Origin of the sequence: Ochrobactrum quorumnocens (assembly GCF_002278035.1) — a bacterium.
Lineage (GTDB): Bacteria > Pseudomonadota > Alphaproteobacteria > Rhizobiales > Rhizobiaceae > Brucella > Brucella quorumnocens.
The window spans coordinates 1,590,127-1,609,511 of sequence record NZ_CP022603.1 but is presented as its reverse complement, the minus strand read 5'-3'; the positions used below and the strand labels follow the sequence as shown (position 1 = coordinate 1,609,511).

The following is a 19,385-nucleotide window of genomic DNA, read 5'->3' as shown; positions in this document are numbered from 1 at the left end:
CATGCGTGAATTGATCCGCCATCATGTGCAATCGATTTTCGGCTCGCTTCTGGCAATCCTCTCGCGTGGAATAACCGGTGTGCGGCCAATTTGGACCGGCACCGGGCCCTCGCTCAACCAGCGTATCTATTTCGCCAATCACACCAGCCATGGCGACTTCATTTTGCTCTCTTCCTGTCTCAATCAGGAGGAACGTGCGCGCACACGCGCAGTTGCCGGGGCTGATTACTGGCGCGGAAACCGCGTGCGCCAATTCATGGCGGAAGTGTTGCTGCGTACCGTGCTTGTTGAGCGCAACTGGGTGGAACGGACGGAAGATCCAATGGAAGTGATGCTGAATGCATTGGCCGATGGCCATTCCCTCATCATCTTCCCGGAAGGCACCCGCAACATGACCGACGAAGCGCTGCTGCGCTTCCGTTCCGGCATCTATAATCTGGCGCTGGCACGGCCCGATGTTGAACTTGTCCCATGCTGGATAGAAAACATGTCACGCGTGCTGCCCAAAGGCGCAATGCTGCCTGTGCCGCTTCTCTGCCGCGTCATTTTTGGTGCACCAGTTCAGCTCCGCGAGGGCGAGGACCGCAAGGAATTTCTTACGCGCGCGCGACAAAGCCTTCTCGATATTCAGCCTCAAAACGGTAACCATCCATGAGCGAAACGACCCAACTATTCCTTGGCCTCATGGGTGTTCTGGCAACTGCCAGCGCCGTTGCCGGTGTGCTCTCATGGCGCGCGCCGAAACCTTTATCTTCAACGCTTATCAATCTCAACGCCCGCATCAAGGCTTGGTGGATCATGGTGGGTGCCATGTGCATCGCCTTCTTGTTTGGCAAAGGCGGCGTGATCGTGCTGTTTGCGCTCATATCATTCGCATCGTTGCGCGAATACGCCACGCTCACCCAAACCCGTCGCGCCGACCACCGCGTGCTGCTTGGCATGTTCCTGCTGGTCATTCCGGTGCAATATTATTTGATCTGGATCGACTGGTATGGGCTCTATTCGATCTTCATTCCAGTTTACTGCTTCCTCGCCATGCCCGTTCTGACCGCCCTTTCCGGCGATACATCGCGCTTTCTGGAACGCATCAGTGAACAGCAGTGGGGCATCATGCTTTCGGTTTACTGCATCAGCCATGTGCCTGCGCTGATGACACTGGATATTCCCGGCTTCGAAGGCAAAAAGCTGCTGCTGATCGCATTTCTGGTCGCAACAGTGCAGGGCAGCGATGTGCTGCAATATGTTTTTGGCAAACTGTTCGGCAAACATCGCATTGCGCCCAATATATCACCTTCCAAGACCTGGGAAGGTTTTGTCGGCGGCGTTGCGGCTGCATCATTGCTGGGTGCGGGTCTTGCTTGGCTGACACCGTTTTCGCCATTGCAGGCGGGTGCGCTCGCTGCCACTGCCTGTGTCATGGGCTTTTTCGGCGGGCTTGTCGCCTCTGCTATCAAGCGGGATCGCGGCGTCAAGGACTGGGGGCATATGATCGAAGGTCACGGCGGAATGCTCGACCGCGCCGATAGTCTGGTCTTCTCGGCTCCCGTTTTCTTTCATATCGTGCGCTACTTCTGGGCGTAACTCTTCCAACCCCGAATGTGACGAAACAAAGCCTCGGAAACCCCAGGGCCAGTAAAAACTTGTTACCCCGATTAGCAGGTCTTTATTTCGCGATGCCTTTTATGAGCTTTAAGCCTTTCAAAGCGGGTTCCGTTTTTCCAAGCCCGCTCTATCTGTTCGTTCGGGTGGGAAATGCGATATAATAGAAAGGTTGAAACGATGAAAAATGCAGGTATCTGCGCTTTTATTCTTGCATCGGTCACCGCAGGCAGCGCCATGGCGCAAGGCCAGGCCACACAGCAGATGACACCGGAAGCGCTCTATAAAGCAGCACAGAACCAGCTAGGTATCGTCGAATATTGCAAGGACAAAGGCTTCGCTACACAGCAAGACATCGACAGCCAGCAGTCCATTATGAAGATTATGCAGGCTCCTGCCGACAAGTCCGGTCTTGAAGAGGCGCAGGCCGCTGGCAAAAAGGGCGTTGTTCAGTCGATGGGTCAGGAGACCGACGTCGAGGATTACGCCAAGACCTCTGGCAAGAGTGTTGAGCCTTTCTGCCAACAGATCACATCGGCCATCAAGCAGGCCGCAGCTCAGTTGCCAAAGTAAAACTTCGCTCTCGTTCGCAGCGGTGGAGTTCTCTCCATCGTTGCGGCGAAACGGGAGTTGTAAGCAAAATGCAACAGCGCCCACTTAAGATGAGTGTATTGCTCATATATTATTGCGTTTGAATAAGCGCGTGCCTATGGTGCCGCCACAAAATTGTGGTGCGAGCCGTGAACCAATCTGACAAATCCAAGCTGACATCGGCTTTTCCTTTGCAGGAAATTGCGGATATTGATGCTGCCATTACAGATTATTATGATGAGCTGTGTCGCGCAGTTCGTCGACGCGGACACGTGTCTTCAAATGCCAATGAAATTGTCCATGATCTTTATGTGCGGCTCAAGGAACGCAGCACCGACCTTGAAGGAAAGTCATCGCTACGCGCTTTTCTCACACGCGCTGCGATCAATCTTGGCCTCGACCGGTTTCGGCGCGAACACTTTGAAGCGAAGCTTTTTTCCGGCACACAACAAGAAGCCCCAAGCATTGTCAGCAGGGACGCAAACCCCGACTTAGCATTGGATATGCCGCGACGCCTGGCCTGTCTGCGCGATGCTATTATGGAGTTGCCGTTGCGCCAACGCCGCGTGTTCATTGCCAACCGGATTGGCAATCTGTCGCCGGACGAAATAGCCATACGCTTCGGAATCACCCGCAATATGGTGGACAGACATCTCCGGAAAGCGCTTATGCACTGCCTCATTCGGCTCGACGAACTGGATCAGGCATGATGCGCGCTTCGGCAAAGAAACAAGACAAGACCCAGCGCCTCATTCAAGAGCAGGCTGTTGATTGGTTGATGCAGCTTCAGGCTTCACCCAAAAACATGGCAATCGTTGAAGCTTGTGCACTCTGGCGTGCCGGCGATGCGCGGCATGAGCTGGCGTTTGCCAAAGCTTCCCGCGTTTTCAACGATTCGCGCTTTCTACTCTTGCAGGATACAGATTTCGCTCGTACCGCTGCCAGAAAGCCGCGTTATCCGGTGCGCGCGGCTTTAAGTTCCATGCTTTTATTTGGCGTAGTCGCAGGCGGATTTATTGCTTTCGATGGCCCGATGCGGCTGCGCGCAGACGCCATTTCCGCCAGAAGCGAAATGCCGGTCATCGAACTTGAGGACGGCTCGACCGTCCAGCTCAACGCAGGCTCGGCAATCGCTTTCGACATAACGGAAGGCAAACGTCAGGTTCAGCTGCTTCGCGGCGAAGCCTATTTCATCGTTGCGCCAGATCCACAGAGGCCATTCACTGTTCGAGCTGCCAATGGTGAGGTAACCGCACTCGGCACCGAGTTCGACGTGAAGCTGAAAGATGGTGGTGCCGATGTCGTTGTGACTGAACATGCTGTTCAGGTGCAGACAAGCGCCACCTCATCAACACGAAACCCACTGGGCACGCTTCGCCTTGAACAGGGTCACAGGGTTTTCTACGATAATAAGAACGGCATCGGACAGGTGGTCGTGATCGACCCGGAACTCGCCGCATCGTGGCGCAGTGGCCGCTTGATTTTTGAAGATCAACCGCTTGGTCATGTGGTCGAGGACATTGCTAGACATCTCCCGGGTCGGGTGTTGATTGCAAGCAGTAATCTCGCAGAACGTCGGATTACCGGCACCTTCGATTTGTCTGCCCCATCGACAGCGCTTGATGATTTTATCAAGGCTTTCGATTTGAAGGCGGTGCGCGTGGGTTCATTGCTCACAGTGCTGCATAATTAATTTTTCGCCGAATGTCCCAAACACCCAATTTCATTCGTCCAGTTGGTGAAAGGCAATTTGCGCAGCCCGCGCGAAAGCCTCAGCACATAAACGCCCAACGCCCGACACCAACGCCTTGAACGTTGAGACTGGAAACGACATGAAAAGCCCCTCCTCGCGCATTCTCAGTGCCTGCGCGCACCCCTTGTTTGCAGCTTTGCTTTTGAGCGGCACGGTTTTAAGCCCCATCCTGACCACGCCTGCATTTGCACAGGGTGCAGCGCAATCTGTCGCTGTCAACATTCCCGCAGGTGCGCTTTCAACTGCTCTTAATCGCCTTGCTGTGCAAACGGGTCTGCAAATCGCATTTGATGCATCCGTCACCAGTGGGCTCAACACCTCGGGCGTAAGCGGCACAATGGCGCCAGCCGATGCTCTTTCCGCTTTGCTGCGCAATACCGATATCCAGTACCGCTTCACCGGCAACCGCACAGTGCGGCTAGAGCGTGAAACTGGAAACAACGCGGCTTTGCCTGCTATCGAAGGTGCTGTGCAGCTCGATACAATCAGCTTTTCGCAGATTACCGGCGTCAACTTTGATGATCTGGACCCACGTGTGTCGCAGATCACATCGGAACAGTTGCAGCAGGCTCAAGCCTCGACAATACCGGAACTCGTCAAAAGGACGCCAGGCGTCACAATGCTGGGTGGCGTTCGCACCGAAGGGCAGTCGATTTCGATCCGTGGTTTCTCACGTCAGACTGATGTACGCATTTTGCTCGACGGCGCGCCTAAGAATTTTGAAAAATACGACCAAGGCACAATCTTCGTCGAACCTGAACTGCTCAAGCGCATCGAGATCGAAAAGGGAGCCACCTCCGTTCGCTACGGGAATGGCGGCTTTGGCGGTACGATCAAGCTCGAAAGCAAGGACGCAGCCGATATGCTCCGCGACGGCGAAAGCTGGGGCGCTTGGGGTAAAACAGCTTATCAGACCGCAAACAAACAGTTTCTTGAAACCGGTGCTGTCTATGGCCGCTCCAATCTCGGCACCAGCATGACTTTCGACGGCCTCGCAAGCCTGACATGGCGCAAGGGCGATAACATGCGCGTCGGCGGCGGCGAGGTCTATAACTACTCAAGTTCCGAGCTGACATCCTTCTCCGGCAAGCTTTCCGGCGAGTATGGCGGTCACAAGGTGAAGGCTTCGGTTCTTTATGGTGAAAGTGCCAATTGGGGACCGTTGGCAGCCATTCGCGGCCAGCTTCAGCCGACCAGCAACAGTCTCGTTCCGGGAACCCCTGCCTACAAAGAGGCGATGCGACGACTTCTCGCGTGGCGGGAACTGAAAGACTTCACGTCCGTTGTCGAGCATACCTATGATGGCGACAGTGATCTGGTGAACACGCGCATCATGGCGAGCTATTCCTCGACGGATATGCATGCTGAACGCGCAGCCGGTGTGAATGGTACAGCCTCTCTTGGCGGCACCGAAAATGATGCGAAATATTCAGATTTCCATATTGAGGCCGAAAACACCTCCAACTTTGAACTTGGCGGCATCGACCACAGCCTAAACTACGGTGTGCAGTATAACCACCACGTTCGCGATGTGACGATGTTCGACATCACCAAGAAGAAAGACAAGAACTATAATTACGGTTATTACGCGCCGTGGATCATGCCGGGCGGCAAACAAGACGTTACATCTTTCTTCATTCGCGATCGCATGGCTCTTACCGACAAGCTGACTGTCACGCCTGGTGTTCGTTATGATTATGTTCGCTCCGAGGGCGTGCCAAATGCGGCGGCGATCTATAACGATCCGAAAGCTGGCCACGACTATTCGGCGACGTCGCATCATGGTTTCACGCCTGCTCTCAGCGCATCGTATCAGATAACGCCGACCACCCGGCTTTTTGCCGATTGGGCTTATGCCATGCGTGCGCCAAACATCGATGAAATCTATTCGGTGCAGAGCGGACGCACCCAAACGTCGGGAACCAGCCCCGATCTGAAAGTTGAGCGCAACAATACGATTAACATCGGTGCCGACACTTCATTCAGTGGCATATTCACTGGCAGCGACGTCCTGATGGTGCGTGGCTCGTTCTTCAACAATCACGTCACCAATCCGGTGGCGCGGCGTGTGGGCAGCGCAAACAAGGTCGGCCTGAAAGACGGCGAAGTACCGTTTTACTGGAACATGCCTTCCTATTATTCACGCGGCGTGGAACTGGAAGCCCATTATGAGAACGATTTCATGTTCGCAGATGCCAGCCTCACTTACATGATCGGCAGGCGTCAGGGCACGCTCAACAATATCTATGGACCAGACAGCTACATCAATGACATCATGCCGACAACGGTTGTAACGACGCTCGGTTATAAACTTCCCGATCAGGATATCAATTTTGGCTGGACGGGAACCTTTGTCGACAAGCAGGACAGAACCTCATACGTCAAAGGTGACCTGAGCTATAATCGGCCAAAGACCCCCGGCTATGCCGTGCACGACCTGTTCTTCAACTGGACACCAACACAGGGCTTTATGAAGGATTCCGAGCTGCGTCTTGCGCTCGAAAACGTGTTCGACAAGGAATACGAGCCTTATCTTAGCGATGGTATCTCAGCCATGCCGGGCCGCAATCTGAAAGTCTCGTTCAGCCGCAAGTTCTAACAATGAAAATGCGCTGGAAACTTTTCCAGCGCATCTCCTTATCGCCTGCTGAATTTTACTGGTGCCGTAATTGTTTTGTTGACGCCCGGCGGCGGAGCCGGAACCGGAGAGGCACGCTGGACCAGCGAAAGCACCTCATTGTCAAGCTCTGGCCAGCCTGACGAGCGTGCAAGCGAAGCGGACAGCACTTTGCCCGTGTCGTCGATGCGGAAGCGGACATAGACAACGCCTTCTTCCCGGCGAGACTTCGCGCCAGAAGGATATTTCTTGCGACGTTCCAGATGCGCCATCAGACGCGACTGCCAACGCGCCGGCGTCATTGATGAGGCAAACAGACCGGATGCCGATTGCCGTGCTGCATTGCGGTTCGTTTGCACGGCTTGCGCCTGTGCTTTGACTGCTTGTTTGGAAGATGCCTGTTCCTGCTGACGCTGCTTGACCGGCGGCTTCTTCGGTTCTTTCTTCTTGACGATTTCCTTTTTGGGCTCTGGCGGCTTTGGCTTTACCACTGGCAGCGGAACCGCGACCTTGTCGAGTTGGGTCAGTTCTTCCTGCGGTTCCTCTTCAACAGGCTCTGGCTCATCCTGAGCCACTTCCTGCTCGACCTCCGGCTCATCGACCGGTTCTTCAACCTTCTTAGCCTCAGCACTCGCATCCGACATCGCCTCGTCGGGTGTTATCTCGTTTTCTTCAGTCTCAGTTGCTTCCGGTGTTTCAGCCAGTTCAATCATGATAGCGGCTGGTGGTGCATTGTCGGCCGCTATCATTTCCGGCTCACGCAAAAGCCACATCGCGCCCCCCACATGCAAGGAAAGCACGAGAAGGCTTGCGCCCGCCCAAAGTGCGAGTTCACTCACACCCCCGTGCAGAGTGCTGCTATCGATATCGCCATTCATGATATGCTGGCCCAAGCAGGCACATCAGCGTGATCGCTTCTGCGACGCAACTCAGACAGCATCTGCCCGTGATGGATCAGACTGCGCAGATCGCAATCAAGACACGCCAACCGCCCGTCGCGGCTTTCAATCGCAAGATCGGCAATGGTGAAATCATCGAACGCCGCCACAAAGGAGCGCATCGCCGCCTGCAACAACATGCCGAATGCTGAATCTGATCCCGATTGCTTTGTCGACTGCTCGTTGAAGCCCGGCTGCATCAGCCGCAAAACCGTTCCTACATTGATTGTCTTTGCGGGCCGCGCAAGGCGAATGCCGCCCCCGCGCCCGCGTGAGCCAACCAGAAAACCATGATGGATAAGTTCGGATACGATCTGCGCAGCATGATCTTTCGTCGTACCCGTTGCTTCTGCCGCGGTGCGTGTCGTCACAGCACTGCCTGCTGATGCCCGAGCGCAAAGAACGAGAAACTCAATCGATAGCTCAGCCTGTCGGGTAAATCGCATCGCAACAATCTTTATTCTGAAACGTGTTTAAGCTGACGGCTTTGAGGCCCCACAAAGAGCAACAGGCCTGTGCAAAGTATTCCGTTGATCGCAAATTCCAGACACAGCGCTTGGGGGACAAACATGAGCATCGTCAGACAAATCACAGCAAAGATGGCGAGCAGATTGATCCGATATAATCGCGGCCATGCATTGAGCCTGCGCCACGCGCCGATAACGCGGCGCGTGATCCAGTTTGTCTCCAGCCAGCACAATGCTGTGGGCGAAAGCTGTACGAAGCAAAGCAACGCACCAAACACAAACAAGGCAGAGGGCATCAGCCGTACCTGACAACCGACCAAGGCTGCAGCGATCAGCAACAGCCCCAACGCGAGATAACCAGCCCGCTGACGTTCATCGGGATAGGCGCGTGATCGAGAATTCGGGGCAGCCCTGCCTTCCACTGAGTTTATGTCAGAGGCGGTCATGAAAGATTGTCCGCACCAGTGCATGAACGCGGCGAAAGGCTGCTTCCGCAGCTGCAAAAACGCGCTCCTCTTCTGCATCCGACAACTCGATCTCATCGAGAGCTGCGGTGAAAGTGCGCCAGTGGAGACCACGGCCTTCCGGCGCACCAGCAAGATGACGTGCGCCGAGTTCTTCCGACAGACCGAGCTTCAACGCTTCCTTGAGCAGGAAAGCCGCGCCAAGATTGGAACCTTCCGCCACGTAGAGCCAGCCAAGTGCGGTCGCCAGATCAATATCATGACCAGCCGGGAAAGAAGGCTCCCCGTCCGCCGCAGGCAGGTCGAAATCCAGATCAATCAGATCCTGCCCCACTAACCCGAAACGCCGCCGGCCTTGCAAATCGGGCAGCAATGCATCGAGTGCTGCCGCATCGTAAAGAGCGTCGATATCGCGATGGAACTGATACTGAACTTCGACAAACAGAGCATAGCGCTCACGGCTGGCAAAGGGGTCGCTTGCCATAATGCTTTGATCAAGGCGTTCATGCGTTCCAGTCGTGCGTGCCTTCAGGCGCTTAGAGCGAGGAAGAGCAACCGATTGCTTAAGAACAGTGGCGTCAGTCATTTAGTGTATCCCTGTTGGCAGGCGAGGTCTGATCAGTATGAACAAGACGCGAGCCTTTCTCATTCCTAAGACGATTGAGGGAGCTGTTTTTTGCAGTGCAAAGGCAAAAAAATCTGCCTTTGCACAAAATGACGCATCCCGAACGCATTAGAAGTGGAAATTAAGGCCCAACTTGACCGTATGGGTATCGAGTGAATTAGACGCCTTACGACCGTTTACGATATTCGAACTGCCCGTATGATCCGTATATTTGTAGACAGGTGTTTCGGTTGGATCGCAGAAAGTATCTCCCAGAAATTCACACAGGAATGGATCGGGCGGTGTAATTTCCACACCTGTTTGCTCTCTGGTCGTGTAGTTACCACCCGTTCCCGCGCGTGCATTTTCGAAATTGAAGGTGCGATTGCCAAAGCGGCTATAGGTATAGTCGGCATTTACCGACCAGCGGTCGTTGATTGCATATTCCACACCACCGCCAACAGTGATACCCGCACGTGTTCCCGATTGTTTGTCTATTGAAAAAAGACTCGATTGCGGCTTGCCCATGATATCTTCCGCATAACGATACTGGTCGCGGGTCATTTTTTCATGGGCGAAGGCGATACCTGCAGTACCATAGACGAGCCAGCGATTATCCAACGCATAACCGAGGCGACCACGAATAGATCCGGTCCAGTCGATATCGTAGTGCGTATTGGCCTGAATGCCGGCGATGTCCTTCTGTGCTGCAATCCAGTCTTCCTGCATAAAGGCTGCCTGTGCACCCTTCATTCGGGTCTTGCTCACATCGGCTTCAATACCCACCACTACGCGATTGCTGAACTGATAGTTATAGCCAGCCTGCACACCGAAGAGCGCAGAGTTACCAAAGCCACGGTCGGCAGATTCACTGTTTGAAATCGGATCAGCTGTGCCGTCTAACGCGGTCGTGGTGCCCCATGTACGACCCGACGTCATGCCCGCATGAACACCACCATAGAAACCGCTCCAATCGATACCAGGCGCACCGGTTTGCGAGCGCGAGAATGGCGAAAGCTGCGGCAGACGCTGATCACCACCGAAATTGCTTGTGAGCCCGGCATAGAAAGTGCGACCTGGTCCCGGCTGGTTCACCAGACCGAGCGGATCGACATAATATTGGTCCGTCAGATTTTCGATCCGCGCTGTCGCAGTCAAACTGTCAGTGATTTTGTATTCGGCAAAAATATCGACCAGCGTATAAGGCTTCCAACGGGTCAGCGAGATAAACTCACCTGCACCAACCGCTGTAACATCACCATGTCCGATAGCGCGCGGGCCAACATAGGAAACACGCCCGCCGAGCGTCAGTCTGTCTTCCAACATCTTCTGCGAAAGTGTCAGATCAACACTGTATTTTGGCGGTACCTGATTGGTTGCATAGTCGCCGTAAAGCGATTTAGCTCCGCAAGTATCAGACGTACGGCAGAACTCGACATCAAGATAATAGTTGGCTGCGAAATCGGCAGTGAACCCACCAGCCTCGTAGCGGCTTGAGAATTCAAGACCTGAGAAGCGTGCGCGATCAATGTTGTAGACCTGCATACCGCTGTAGACAAATTTCCCGCTGTCATCGTAGAAATCGCGGAATGCCCGTGCAACGTAATCTTTAACGTCCCAGTTGAAATAACCAAACTTGACCATGCCGCGATCATCGTCATTGAGCAAACCGTCCTTGGTAAAATTGGCCCCCACTTCCCAATTGCTGGAACGCTCCGGTTGCAGTCCGGCATTGGGAATGATGGTGAACGCAGAAACAGATTCAAACAGGCTCGGATAACGCAGCGCGTTGGAATAATTAACATAGAGCTGGCTACCGTCGAATGGCTCAACCGTTACGCCGACTGATGGACTGAAGCCGCCCGAATCCCGATTTGGTTCGGGGTTTAGCTGTGCCGAGTCATTGGCTTGTGTGCGTCGGTCATGCGACCAGTAATGGGAATAGCGTAAGCCCGCATTCAGTGTCAGCCAGTCAACCGGCTTGTAGGCAGCTTTGGTGAAGATGCCCATTTCATCACGATAGGCGTCACGCAGATTAAGCCAGCCTTCAAGTTCGTTCGTATAGGCGCTCGGACGGGTATCCTCCCTGAGATAGGAGATGCCATAGTTCAGATCGAGATCACCGTAATCGCCAAACGAAAACTTGGATTTATTGGCAACATCACCACCCCACATGATCGTATTAGACCCCGTGCGGAAGTTGGGCGAAAGGCCAAGTGACTCCGATGTCGGTATCATGTTGCCGCGCCTCGGATTGCGAAGTTCCAGTTTTGTTACCCAGAGATTGGCTTTCAGATCAATCAGCTCGTTGTCGTCGGGATTCCAGTAATAGCGCATAGTGCCGGTATCGAGCTTGGAACCGGATGTCAGCTCCTGTTGCATCGGCTGACTGCGATCCCCTGTGAAGCGGGATGCCAGCAGATCGCCGGCCTCACCCCGGAAGCCGGTATAGCCGAGCTTAAGCGTGTGACCGCCATCAAAGCGGAGCGTCGCTTTTGTCAGGAAGGATTTTGTCTCAAGCTGCGTATTGAGAATCTCTTCGCCAGCACGGTAATTCGTAAGCCCACCGTTTTCGATATATTCTGGCCAGTTCTGGCACCAGGAGCCAGAAGTATTGCAGGTCCTGGCAGGTCCGATATTCACCGGATCAGCCGATGGACCATGCTTACCTGCATGATAATTACCGCGCTTGCGATAGGCATAGCCTGCGAAAATATCATAATTTTCTTCCTTAATCGCAGCAACAACACTTGCTGAACCGTTGGTCGGCGTCAGGAAAGACGGTCGGTCCATGCCGTCCGGCGATCCAACAACTTCCGGGACATCGCTTGGCGAATAAGGCCACGCATATCCACCTTTCGCGCCTGCATGAGGCGAAGAAGAATTCGATCCATACTCGCCTTTCACGCGCATACCCCAATTATCGCCTTCCTTGACGATATCGTCTGCATCAAGGGTTCGAATAGCGACGTTGCCTGCGATACCGCGTGAGGAAGCGTCCGACCCCTTGTTGATATCGATGCCTGCAATCAGATCAGGATCAATATAGGAGCGGTTTGAGAGGCCCTGATAACCCTGATAGACTGTCACACTGTTTTCAGCACCATCGATGGTGGTCGCAACTCGGCCCATGCCTTGCATGCCGCGAATGTTGACGTCCACTGAACCTGCGCCATTGCGCGCCTCGCCGGACATTACACCCGGTGTGCCACGGAAGATATCGGCAGGGCTTGAACCGCGAAAACGCTCGATGGTTTCCGAGGAAATATAAGATGTCGGAGCAGCAGTATAATATGGAGCATCGGCTGCCACCGCACCACTTCCGCCCGTAATGGTGATCGTATCAAGCAAGGTTGTGCCATCAGCTGCCAGAGGGGCTTGCACGGCTGCAGTTGGTTCGGAAAGTGCGACCGTATTGCTTCCGGTGAAACGATAGGAAACACCAGATCCCGAAAGAATGCGCGACAAAGCATCTTGTGGCGACATCGTTCCCGATACAGCTGGGGCCTGCTTGGAAGCGGCAATTTGCGGCTGATAAGTGACCTGCATTCCGGCCTGGCGACCAAAGCTTGCCAGTGCCGAGGCCAGAGAACCTGCGGGAATATTGAATGAAACCTGTCGTTGGGTCTGTGCCTGAGAATTTGTTGCCGCCGAAAGTGACAAGGCATAAATGCATGTCGACCCTAAAAGCGCGGCCGTCAGAACTCGCATTCCCAGCCGCCGCACAACACTATTACCGACACGAAGCCCCATCGCTCAACCACTCCATCAATTTGTGAAAAGGCGGTTGCATGGCAGCAGCTAACTTCCGACCCTGATGCTTAAAACGAATGGAGCGGGGCGATTTTCTCCCCCTCACCAAAAAAATCAGGAAAAAATGTAATTCTCAAATTGAAGAGATGACAGTCAACCAACGCGATATATGGCGGACCTTTCCACCATAGGGTTCGACAACCGCTTGAAGTGCAGAAACGGGATTATTGAGATCAAAAACACCACTGATCCTCTGCGCCCCAAATCCTGGTTGAGCGAGAAGCACACGACCCGACTGCCAGCGCGCAATGCGTGCAACGACAGAGGAAATGGTATCGCGTTCAGCAACGATGATACCCTGACGCCAAGCTGCGATTTGCGATATATCGCGATTGCCACGCTCAAAATCATGGTTTCGCTCATTGAAAGTGAGCCAGTCTCCCTCACCAAGTGGGGTCAGCGTGTCGCGCGCACCGGTGGGCCTGATCGCAACCAGCCCATGATCGACGGAAACTGTGAGATAGCCGGCATCACTGCTGATATCAAAGGCAGTCCCCAAAGCCGTCGCAACCAGATTTCCGGTTTCGACACTGAACGGGCGTGCGGGATCGGGCTTTACGTCGAAAAAAGCCATACCTGCCAACAGCTCGACATGACGGGCATTTGCATTGAATTTCAAGCGAATGGCACTATCAGGACCCAGAGTTACCTTGCTGCCATCTGAGAGTGAAACATCCTGCAATTGAGCGGACGCAGTCATATAATCGGCTTGTGCCTGCAAAATGAGCTGTGGTCCGAAAAGCGCTGTGCCAGCAACAACGGCCAGTCCTGCCGCCCCGCCAGTCAAAATCGAGCGACGCGACATCTTCTGGCCACGGCTCGCACGGCGTTGATCCTTCATGACCTTGCCAGTCATGCCATAGATATCCATAGCCTCACGCCACGCTATTTCATGCTCGGGACTACGCGCACGCCATCGACTGACAAGATCATGCGCGACCGGATTGTCCGGGTCATCCTGAATACGGATGACAATATCCAGAGCTTCCTCGAACAGCTTTTCGCTTTCCGATAGTTTGTCATCCATTCAGTGTCGATCCTCGTTATTCAGCCGTTTCACACAGCCAAACAGCTTCTCATAAAACAAGTCTTATTGATTATAACGAATGAAGAGCGAGAATTTTCTCCCTCATATGCTGGAAGAAACCTCCAGCAAACGCGCTCTCAAATGCACGTAGCCGCGTTTGATCAGCGTCCATGTTCGCGACACGGAAAGCCCCAATTCGTTCGCCACCTCTGCAATCGTCTTTTCTTCGAGACGATGAAGCTCAAAAGCCCGGCGTGTCTGATCAGGCAGCTCAAGCAGCGCTTTTTCTATAATTATAAGGCGCTGCCTGTCATAGACGATTGTCTCTGGCGTCGGGGTCGCATCGGCAACGCGGTGCCATTCCTCGTCGGGCATATTGACATATTCGACAATACGCTCACGCCTATAAAGGTCGATGGAGAGATTGCGCGCGATCTGGTGGAGATAGGCACGAGGATTGTTATCCTTGCCCGATGACCCGGATGAGGTCGCCGACATAACCCGAACGAAGGTGTCCTGCGTCAGATCTGCAGCCGTTTCTGCATTATGACCTCTACGCCGGAAAAAGCGGTTCAATTCCCGCGCATGGTTTTGGAAAAGGCGTTGCACATTCCACATCAATCGAAACTCATTCGAAACGCACAAATTTCATCGCATCGGTCCGGCAGGGGGCCGACTACAAAATCCAATAGCAAGCTTGTTACAGCAGCCTTAATTCTTACTGTTATATATGATTAAAATAGTCAACTTAAAATTGCTGTATCTCGTCGTCAAACGCTCGGGACGACCTGTGGCAAGCCCCAAGCAGGTACTGGGCGACCAAAGAGCCACCCCTGCCCCACCGCCTGTGGATGGAGGGCCAGAACGTAATCTGCCTGCTCCTGTGTTTCCACCCCTTCAACGATCAGCTTAAGCTCTAGTCGCCGTGCTATATTGCAGATGTTCTCAACAATTTCGGAACTAACCGCCTCGGTTCCGATGGCTTGTGTGAACATGCGGTCGATTTTGATACCGCTGATCGGCAGCTTTGCCAAATAGGCAAGATTGGAATATCCGGTTCCAAAATCATCGATGAAGAACTCATAGCCTCTTGCCCGAAATGATTTCATGCTCTCAATGAGGCGTTCATGATGGGCAGTCGAGCGTTCAGTGATTTCCAACACGATTTGACGTGATGAAAGACCGTGTCGCTTGACCTCTTTATCCAAAAACTCGAGCGTGGCCGGATCGATCACATCATCGACCGAAAAATTCAAACTGAGATAAAAGTCCGCCTCTGTCCGCAGGCGTGCCTGCATTTCATCGAGCGCCTTGCGCACAACGATGCGCGTAATATCCTTGATGACGCCGTGTTCCTCTGCAATCATAATGAATACATCAGGCGCTATCGGAGTTCCTTGATCGTCCGACAGACGTGCCAGTACCTCCGCACCATTCACATGCCCGTCATGTAACCGCACCAATGGCTGATAAACGACACTCACCCGTCCTTCCGCAATAGACCGTTTAACCTGTTGCGGAAGCGAAGAATGGCCGCGTCGCCATTGGACTGCTGCTACACCCAACCCGCTGCCCGCGAGGCCACCAAACGCAACAAGCGCCAACAAAACACCCGGTGCCTGCTGCAATATGCTGACGCCTGTAAGCGCTGCGATCACACATATATCGAGATCATTGGAGCATCGTGACGCAAGCCGGTGAGAGCGCAAATCGTACCAGGCGAGCTTTTCCGGCCGCTGTGTCGTTAACTGGCTCGCATCACCAAATGTCCGATAGATATACTGACTGTCCTGACTGATAACATGCGCACTCAGATTGGGCTGCGCATGTTCGTATGAGGCAAAAGCAACCGGCGATGTGAAAACCACTGCTGACCCATGTATAACCATATCGACCGCAGTCAGATGGCTACCGATACCTGTGGCCTGTGCCCACAAACGATGGCCACCGTCCACTTCCCTGTCTGCGGTTGGTAGTTGAGCAGGTGGAGACAATCGTCCCCAAAGCGCAGTGCAGACAATATGATTGTTCCGCACCCGACCGATATCGCGCAGGTAATGTGCCTTGAATGTGAGAAGGCGTAACTCTTTCAGATTGTCATCGGAGCACAAAGTTTGGCTCGTATCGTTCACAACGCTCAGAGTATCGCGGCCAGATTTTGCAACATTCACCGAATGGGACAGAAGATTGTCCCGATAGTCGTTAAGCCGGATATATGATAGCCGGACAAGTTCCATCTGTCCTAAGAGAATGGTTACTGCGACGCCGATACACGCCACGAATGCAACAAACCACCGATCCCCGTTGGTACGCAGCTTTATCATCAGGATGAATGTCCCCAAGCAGCAAATCAACGCCCCCGTTGTTTTAGCAAAGCTACACAAGTCATAGCGCGAAGCCAATGCTTAAGGTGCCGAATTTACCAAGAAAATCAAACCAGTTGGCAAGCCTACCGCACGAATGATATCGTCTTAGTTTCAGGATTTCAGTTTAAATCCACGCCTGAGGTTGACGTTGAATGTCCGGGCCGTAGATTAACTCCCCATGACAAATATTTCGATTGATCAAAATTACCTGCTCGAAAAACTGGGCGCTCTGCTGGCAATCCCAAGCCCAACGGGCTTTACAGATGAAGCGGTGCACTATGTTGCCCGCGAACTCGAAAGGCTCGGCCTTGAAGTAATTCTGACGCGGCGTGGTGCTATTCGTGCCCGCCGCAACGGCAATTCCCGCAAACCAGCACGCGGCATCGTTTCCCACCTAGATACACTGGGCGCGCAGGTCAAGTATCTCAAATCAAACGGGCGGCTCGAGCTTGTTTCCATCGGAAACTGGTCGGCACGCTTTGCCGAGGGTGCCCGCGTTTCGATCTTCTCATCCAAAGGCACTTATCGCGGTTCGATCCTGCCGCTGAAAGCCTCTGGCCATACCTTTAACGACGAAGTGGACACGCTTCCTGTTGGCTGGACCTATATCGAATTACGCGTCGATGCTCTGGCTCGCAACAAGGAAGATCTGATCGAGCTGGGGATTGATGTCGGCGATATCGTTGCCGTCGATCCAATGCCGGAATTCATCGATAACGGTTTCATCGTTTCCCGGCATCTCGATGACAAGGCAGGGGTTGCCATCATGCTGGCTTCACTTGAAGCCATGCAACGCCTCAAGGTCGAAACACCGGTCGATACCTACTGGCTTTTCACCATCGGAGAGGAAGTCGGTGTCGGTGCGTCAGCGGTTGTGGTGCCAGACATAGCCTCACTCGTTGCTATCGACAATGGCACCACCGCGCCCGGGCAGAACTCATCGGAGTTTGGCGTAACTCTTGCCATGGCCGACCAGACCGGCCCCTTCGATTATCACCTGACGAAAAAGCTTTACGAGCTCTGCGGTGAGCATGAAATACCGGTACAAAAGGACGTTTTCCGCTATTACCGCTCCGATGCAGCTTCAGCAGTGGAAGCCGGTCACGATGTTCGCACGGCGCTTTTGACATTCGGCGTTGATGCCTCACATGGCTATGAACGCATTCATTTGAGCGCGCTCACATCCATTGCAAAACTTACTGTTCACTATGCGATGAGCGACGTTGAGATCAAGCGCGACGCTGAGGAAACAGCCAAGGGACTCAAGGGTTTCACGCACCAGAAGTCGACAACCGCCGAGCAGGATTTGAAGCCGCACGATACACCAACTGAATAGTCTTTAAGCAGGTCGCAAACGAAGGCGGGGTTAACTCCGCCTTTTCTGTGCGCTCAAATTAATTATGATAATTTATTGATATACGTCGTTTTCTCCCTATAAATTAAAGTCTGACAGATTTGGCCTCAACGAAAGGAACCGCTGATGAAGAGGTTATTTCGCGCCGTTTTAACAGCGGCCACTCTGGTTCTGGGCACAGCGACTTTTCAAGCTGCCGCGCAGACACCGCCCGATGTACTGATTGTCGGGCAGATTGCCGAACCGCAATCGCTTGATCCGCATACGGTCACGGCGACGAACGATTTCCGCATCCTCGTCAACATTTATGATGGCCTGGTTCGCTACAAGGACGGCACGCTCGAAATTGAGCCCTCGCTTGCTGAAAGTTGGACGATTTCTGACGACGGCAAGACTTATACGTTCAAGCTGAGAGAGGGCGTAAAGTTCCATGACGGTTCCGATTTCAACGCCGAAGCAGTCAAGTTCAACTTCGAGCGCATGTTGAACAAGGATCATCCTTTCTACAATACTGGTCCGTTCCCGCTTTCCTTCAATTTTGAATCCATCGAAAGCGTCAATGCCATTGATGCGAGCACGGTTGAATTCAAGCTGAAAGAGCCATTTGCGCCCTTTCTTTCAAACCTTGCCTATCCGACTGGCCTTATCGTTTCGCCAGCAGCTGTCGAACAATATGGCGCTGAATTTGGCCGCCATCCATCAGGCACCGGCCCATTCAAATTCGCCGAATGGCAGTCAGGACAGCGTGTCGTAGTCGAGCGCAATCCAGACTATTGGGATACACCGCCTATATTAAACGCTGTCGTTTTCCGTCCAATCACCGATGCCAACACGCGGGTTGCTGAAATGATGGCAGGCGGCATCGACATTATGGTCGAAGTGCCGCCCGACAACCTCGCAACTTTTAAACAGGATGCGAACTTCGCCGTTGCGGAACAGGCCGGACCACACGTCTGGTTCAGCATTCTCAATACCAAGAGCGGACCATTCGCGGACAAGAAAGTCCGTCAGGCCGCAAATTATGCAGTCAACAAGCAGGGCTTGGTCGATAATGTCTTGCAAGGTTCAGCCACTGTCGCAGCCGGCCCTGTGCCCCCCGCATTCAATTGGGTTGAGGACAAAACAGAGCCTTACGCTTACGATCCTGAAAAAGCCAAAGCACTTCTGCAGGAGGCCGGCGCCACCAACCCAGAACTCACATTCTATGTGACAGAAGGCGGCTCGGGGATGCTGGACCCGATCAATATGGGTGCTGCCATTCAGGCTGATCTTCAGGCGGTTGGTTTCAAGGTGAAAATTGAAACCTATGAGTGGAACACCTTCCTTGGTCGTGTGAACTCGGGCCTCGATGGCAAAGCCGATATGGCCGAAATGGCCTGGATGACCAATGATCCCGACACTGTTCCGTTTCTGACGCTGCGCACCGAAGCGCTGCCGGATAAAGGCGGTTTCAATTCCGGCTATTACTCCAATCCGAAGGTTGATGATTTGCTGAACAAGGCCCGCACATCAACCGATCAGGCGGAACGAGGCAAGCTGTATGGTGAAATCCAATCGATCGTCCACGAGGATGCGCCTTGGCTCTTCGTTGCCAACTGGAAGCAGAATGCGGTCACAACAGCAGCCGTGCAAGGCTTCAAACTCCAGCCGTCATTCCTGCTGAACCTCAAAGAAGTGTCCAAACAATAAAGCATTGCGCCAGCAGTAAAAGCCGCTGGCGCATATTCCGAAAACTGGGAACCGGTTTTTGGAACAAGATGTGCGCAAAAACAAAAAAGGTTAGAGCGCTGAT

16 protein-coding genes are annotated in these 19,385 nt (G+C 53.5%); 8 read left to right on the top strand and 8 right to left on the bottom strand.

Features of this window, described 5'->3' with window-relative positions; translation table 11 throughout:
* The first annotated feature begins 1 nt into the window (after nt 1).
* The 6 genes from CES85_RS07535 to CES85_RS07510 all read left to right on the top strand — a co-directional run bounded on the left by CES85_RS07535 (nt 2) and on the right by CES85_RS07510 (nt 6,542).
* Complete coding sequence (locus CES85_RS07535) at nt 2-655, top strand: lysophospholipid acyltransferase family protein (RefSeq protein ID WP_095445307.1); 654 nt, start codon at nt 2-4, stop codon at nt 653-655.
* Nucleotides 652-1,581, top strand: coding sequence for a phosphatidate cytidylyltransferase (locus CES85_RS07530; protein ID WP_095445306.1), 930 nt, complete (start codon nt 652-654; stop codon nt 1,579-1,581). The genes CES85_RS07535 and CES85_RS07530 overlap by 4 nt, the downstream gene beginning before the upstream one ends.
* Nucleotides 1,582-1,779: 198 nt before the next feature.
* Nucleotides 1,780-2,172, top strand: a complete 393-nt coding sequence (locus tag CES85_RS07525) for a hypothetical protein (RefSeq protein WP_095445305.1) — start codon at nt 1,780-1,782, stop codon at nt 2,170-2,172.
* Nucleotides 2,173-2,339: 167 nt separating this feature from the next.
* Nucleotides 2,340-2,900 (top strand): RNA polymerase sigma factor, encoded by a 561-nt coding sequence (locus CES85_RS07520; protein ID WP_342352137.1) that lies wholly within the window; start codon nt 2,340-2,342, stop codon nt 2,898-2,900.
* A complete protein-coding gene (locus tag CES85_RS07515) occupies nt 2,897-3,883 on the top strand; it encodes a FecR family protein (protein WP_095445304.1) in 987 nt (328 codons plus the stop codon). The genes CES85_RS07520 and CES85_RS07515 overlap by 4 nt, the downstream gene beginning before the upstream one ends.
* 139 nt (nt 3,884-4,022) lie before the next feature.
* Nucleotides 4,023-6,542 carry a TonB-dependent receptor gene (locus CES85_RS07510; protein ID WP_095445303.1) on the top strand — a complete coding sequence of 840 codons (2,520 nt, stop codon included), beginning with the start codon at nt 4,023-4,025 and terminating at the stop codon, nt 6,540-6,542.
* 38 nt (nt 6,543-6,580) lie between these two features.
* Here CES85_RS07510 and CES85_RS07505 read toward each other — a convergent pair whose 3' ends face one another.
* The 8 genes from CES85_RS07505 to CES85_RS07470 all read right to left on the bottom strand — a co-directional run bounded on the left by CES85_RS07505 (nt 6,581) and on the right by CES85_RS07470 (nt 16,197).
* On the bottom strand, nt 6,581-7,438 hold the full coding sequence (locus CES85_RS07505) for an energy transducer TonB family protein (protein ID WP_095445751.1): 858 nt from the start codon (nt 7,436-7,438) through the stop codon (nt 6,581-6,583).
* The gene (locus tag CES85_RS07500) at nt 7,435-7,944 is read right to left on the bottom strand and encodes an Rrf2 family transcriptional regulator (protein WP_095445302.1); all 510 of its coding nucleotides are present in this window, start codon (nt 7,942-7,944) and stop codon (nt 7,435-7,437) included. Before CES85_RS07500 ends, CES85_RS07505 begins: the two co-directional genes overlap by 4 nt.
* Nucleotides 7,945-7,955: 11 nt before the next feature.
* Nucleotides 7,956-8,411: a DUF454 family protein gene (locus CES85_RS07495; protein ID WP_095445301.1), complete on the bottom strand. Its 456-nt coding sequence runs from the start codon at nt 8,409-8,411 to the stop codon at nt 7,956-7,958.
* Nucleotides 8,398-9,015 (bottom strand): biliverdin-producing heme oxygenase, encoded by a 618-nt coding sequence (locus tag CES85_RS07490; RefSeq protein ID WP_095445300.1) that lies wholly within the window; start codon nt 9,013-9,015, stop codon nt 8,398-8,400. The genes CES85_RS07495 and CES85_RS07490 overlap by 14 nt, the downstream gene beginning before the upstream one ends.
* 147 nt (nt 9,016-9,162) lie before the next feature.
* Nucleotides 9,163-12,786, bottom strand: a complete 3,624-nt coding sequence (locus CES85_RS07485; RefSeq protein ID WP_095445299.1) for a TonB-dependent receptor domain-containing protein — start codon at nt 12,784-12,786, stop codon at nt 9,163-9,165.
* A gap of 133 nt (nt 12,787-12,919) precedes the next feature.
* Complete coding sequence (locus CES85_RS07480) at nt 12,920-13,873, bottom strand: FecR family protein (protein WP_095445298.1); 954 nt, start codon at nt 13,871-13,873, stop codon at nt 12,920-12,922.
* Between the two features lie 102 nt (nt 13,874-13,975).
* Complete coding sequence (locus tag CES85_RS07475) at nt 13,976-14,491, bottom strand: RNA polymerase sigma factor (RefSeq protein ID WP_095445297.1); 516 nt, start codon at nt 14,489-14,491, stop codon at nt 13,976-13,978.
* Between the two features lie 152 nt (nt 14,492-14,643).
* A complete protein-coding gene (locus CES85_RS07470; protein ID WP_095445296.1) occupies nt 14,644-16,197 on the bottom strand; it encodes an EAL domain-containing protein in 1,554 nt (517 codons plus the stop codon).
* 220 nt (nt 16,198-16,417) lie between these two features.
* Between CES85_RS07470 and CES85_RS07465 the strand changes: the two genes are divergently transcribed.
* Both CES85_RS07465 and CES85_RS07460 read left to right on the top strand, forming a co-directional pair.
* Nucleotides 16,418-17,575 carry an osmoprotectant NAGGN system M42 family peptidase gene (locus CES85_RS07465; RefSeq protein ID WP_095445295.1) on the top strand — a complete coding sequence of 386 codons (1,158 nt, stop codon included), beginning with the start codon at nt 16,418-16,420 and terminating at the stop codon, nt 17,573-17,575.
* A 144-nt stretch (nt 17,576-17,719) separates the two neighbouring features.
* Nucleotides 17,720-19,282 carry an ABC transporter substrate-binding protein gene (locus CES85_RS07460; protein WP_095445294.1) on the top strand — a complete coding sequence of 521 codons (1,563 nt, stop codon included), beginning with the start codon at nt 17,720-17,722 and terminating at the stop codon, nt 19,280-19,282.
* Nucleotides 19,283-19,385: the final 103 nt, after the last annotated feature.

Excerpts from the sequence above, each read along its gene's own strand:
- CES85_RS07535 (WP_095445307.1), top strand. The coding sequence starts at position 2 with ATGCGTGAATTGATCCGCCATCATGTGCAATCGATTTTCGGCTCGCTT.
- CES85_RS07530 (WP_095445306.1), top strand. The coding sequence starts at position 652 with ATGAGCGAAACGACCCAACTATTCCTTGGCCTCATGGGTGTTCTGGCA.
- CES85_RS07525 (WP_095445305.1), top strand. The coding sequence starts at position 1,780 with ATGAAAAATGCAGGTATCTGCGCTTTTATTCTTGCATCGGTCACCGCA.
- CES85_RS07515 (WP_095445304.1), top strand. The coding sequence starts at position 2,897 with ATGATGCGCGCTTCGGCAAAGAAACAAGACAAGACCCAGCGCCTCATT.
- CES85_RS07510 (WP_095445303.1), top strand. The coding sequence starts at position 4,023 with ATGAAAAGCCCCTCCTCGCGCATTCTCAGTGCCTGCGCGCACCCCTTG.
- CES85_RS07505 (WP_095445751.1), bottom strand. The coding sequence starts at position 7,438 with ATGAATGGCGATATCGATAGCAGCACTCTGCACGGGGGTGTGAGTGAA.
- CES85_RS07500 (WP_095445302.1), bottom strand. The coding sequence starts at position 7,944 with ATGCGATTTACCCGACAGGCTGAGCTATCGATTGAGTTTCTCGTTCTT.
- CES85_RS07495 (WP_095445301.1), bottom strand. The coding sequence starts at position 8,411 with ATGACCGCCTCTGACATAAACTCAGTGGAAGGCAGGGCTGCCCCGAAT.
- CES85_RS07490 (WP_095445300.1), bottom strand. The coding sequence starts at position 9,015 with ATGACTGACGCCACTGTTCTTAAGCAATCGGTTGCTCTTCCTCGCTCT.
- CES85_RS07485 (WP_095445299.1), bottom strand. The coding sequence starts at position 12,786 with ATGGGGCTTCGTGTCGGTAATAGTGTTGTGCGGCGGCTGGGAATGCGA.
- CES85_RS07480 (WP_095445298.1), bottom strand. The coding sequence starts at position 13,873 with ATGGATGACAAACTATCGGAAAGCGAAAAGCTGTTCGAGGAAGCTCTG.
- CES85_RS07475 (WP_095445297.1), bottom strand. The coding sequence starts at position 14,491 with ATGTGGAATGTGCAACGCCTTTTCCAAAACCATGCGCGGGAATTGAAC.
- CES85_RS07470 (WP_095445296.1), bottom strand. The coding sequence starts at position 16,197 with ATGATAAAGCTGCGTACCAACGGGGATCGGTGGTTTGTTGCATTCGTG.
- CES85_RS07465 (WP_095445295.1), top strand. The coding sequence starts at position 16,418 with ATGACAAATATTTCGATTGATCAAAATTACCTGCTCGAAAAACTGGGC.
- CES85_RS07460 (WP_095445294.1), top strand. The coding sequence starts at position 17,720 with ATGAAGAGGTTATTTCGCGCCGTTTTAACAGCGGCCACTCTGGTTCTG.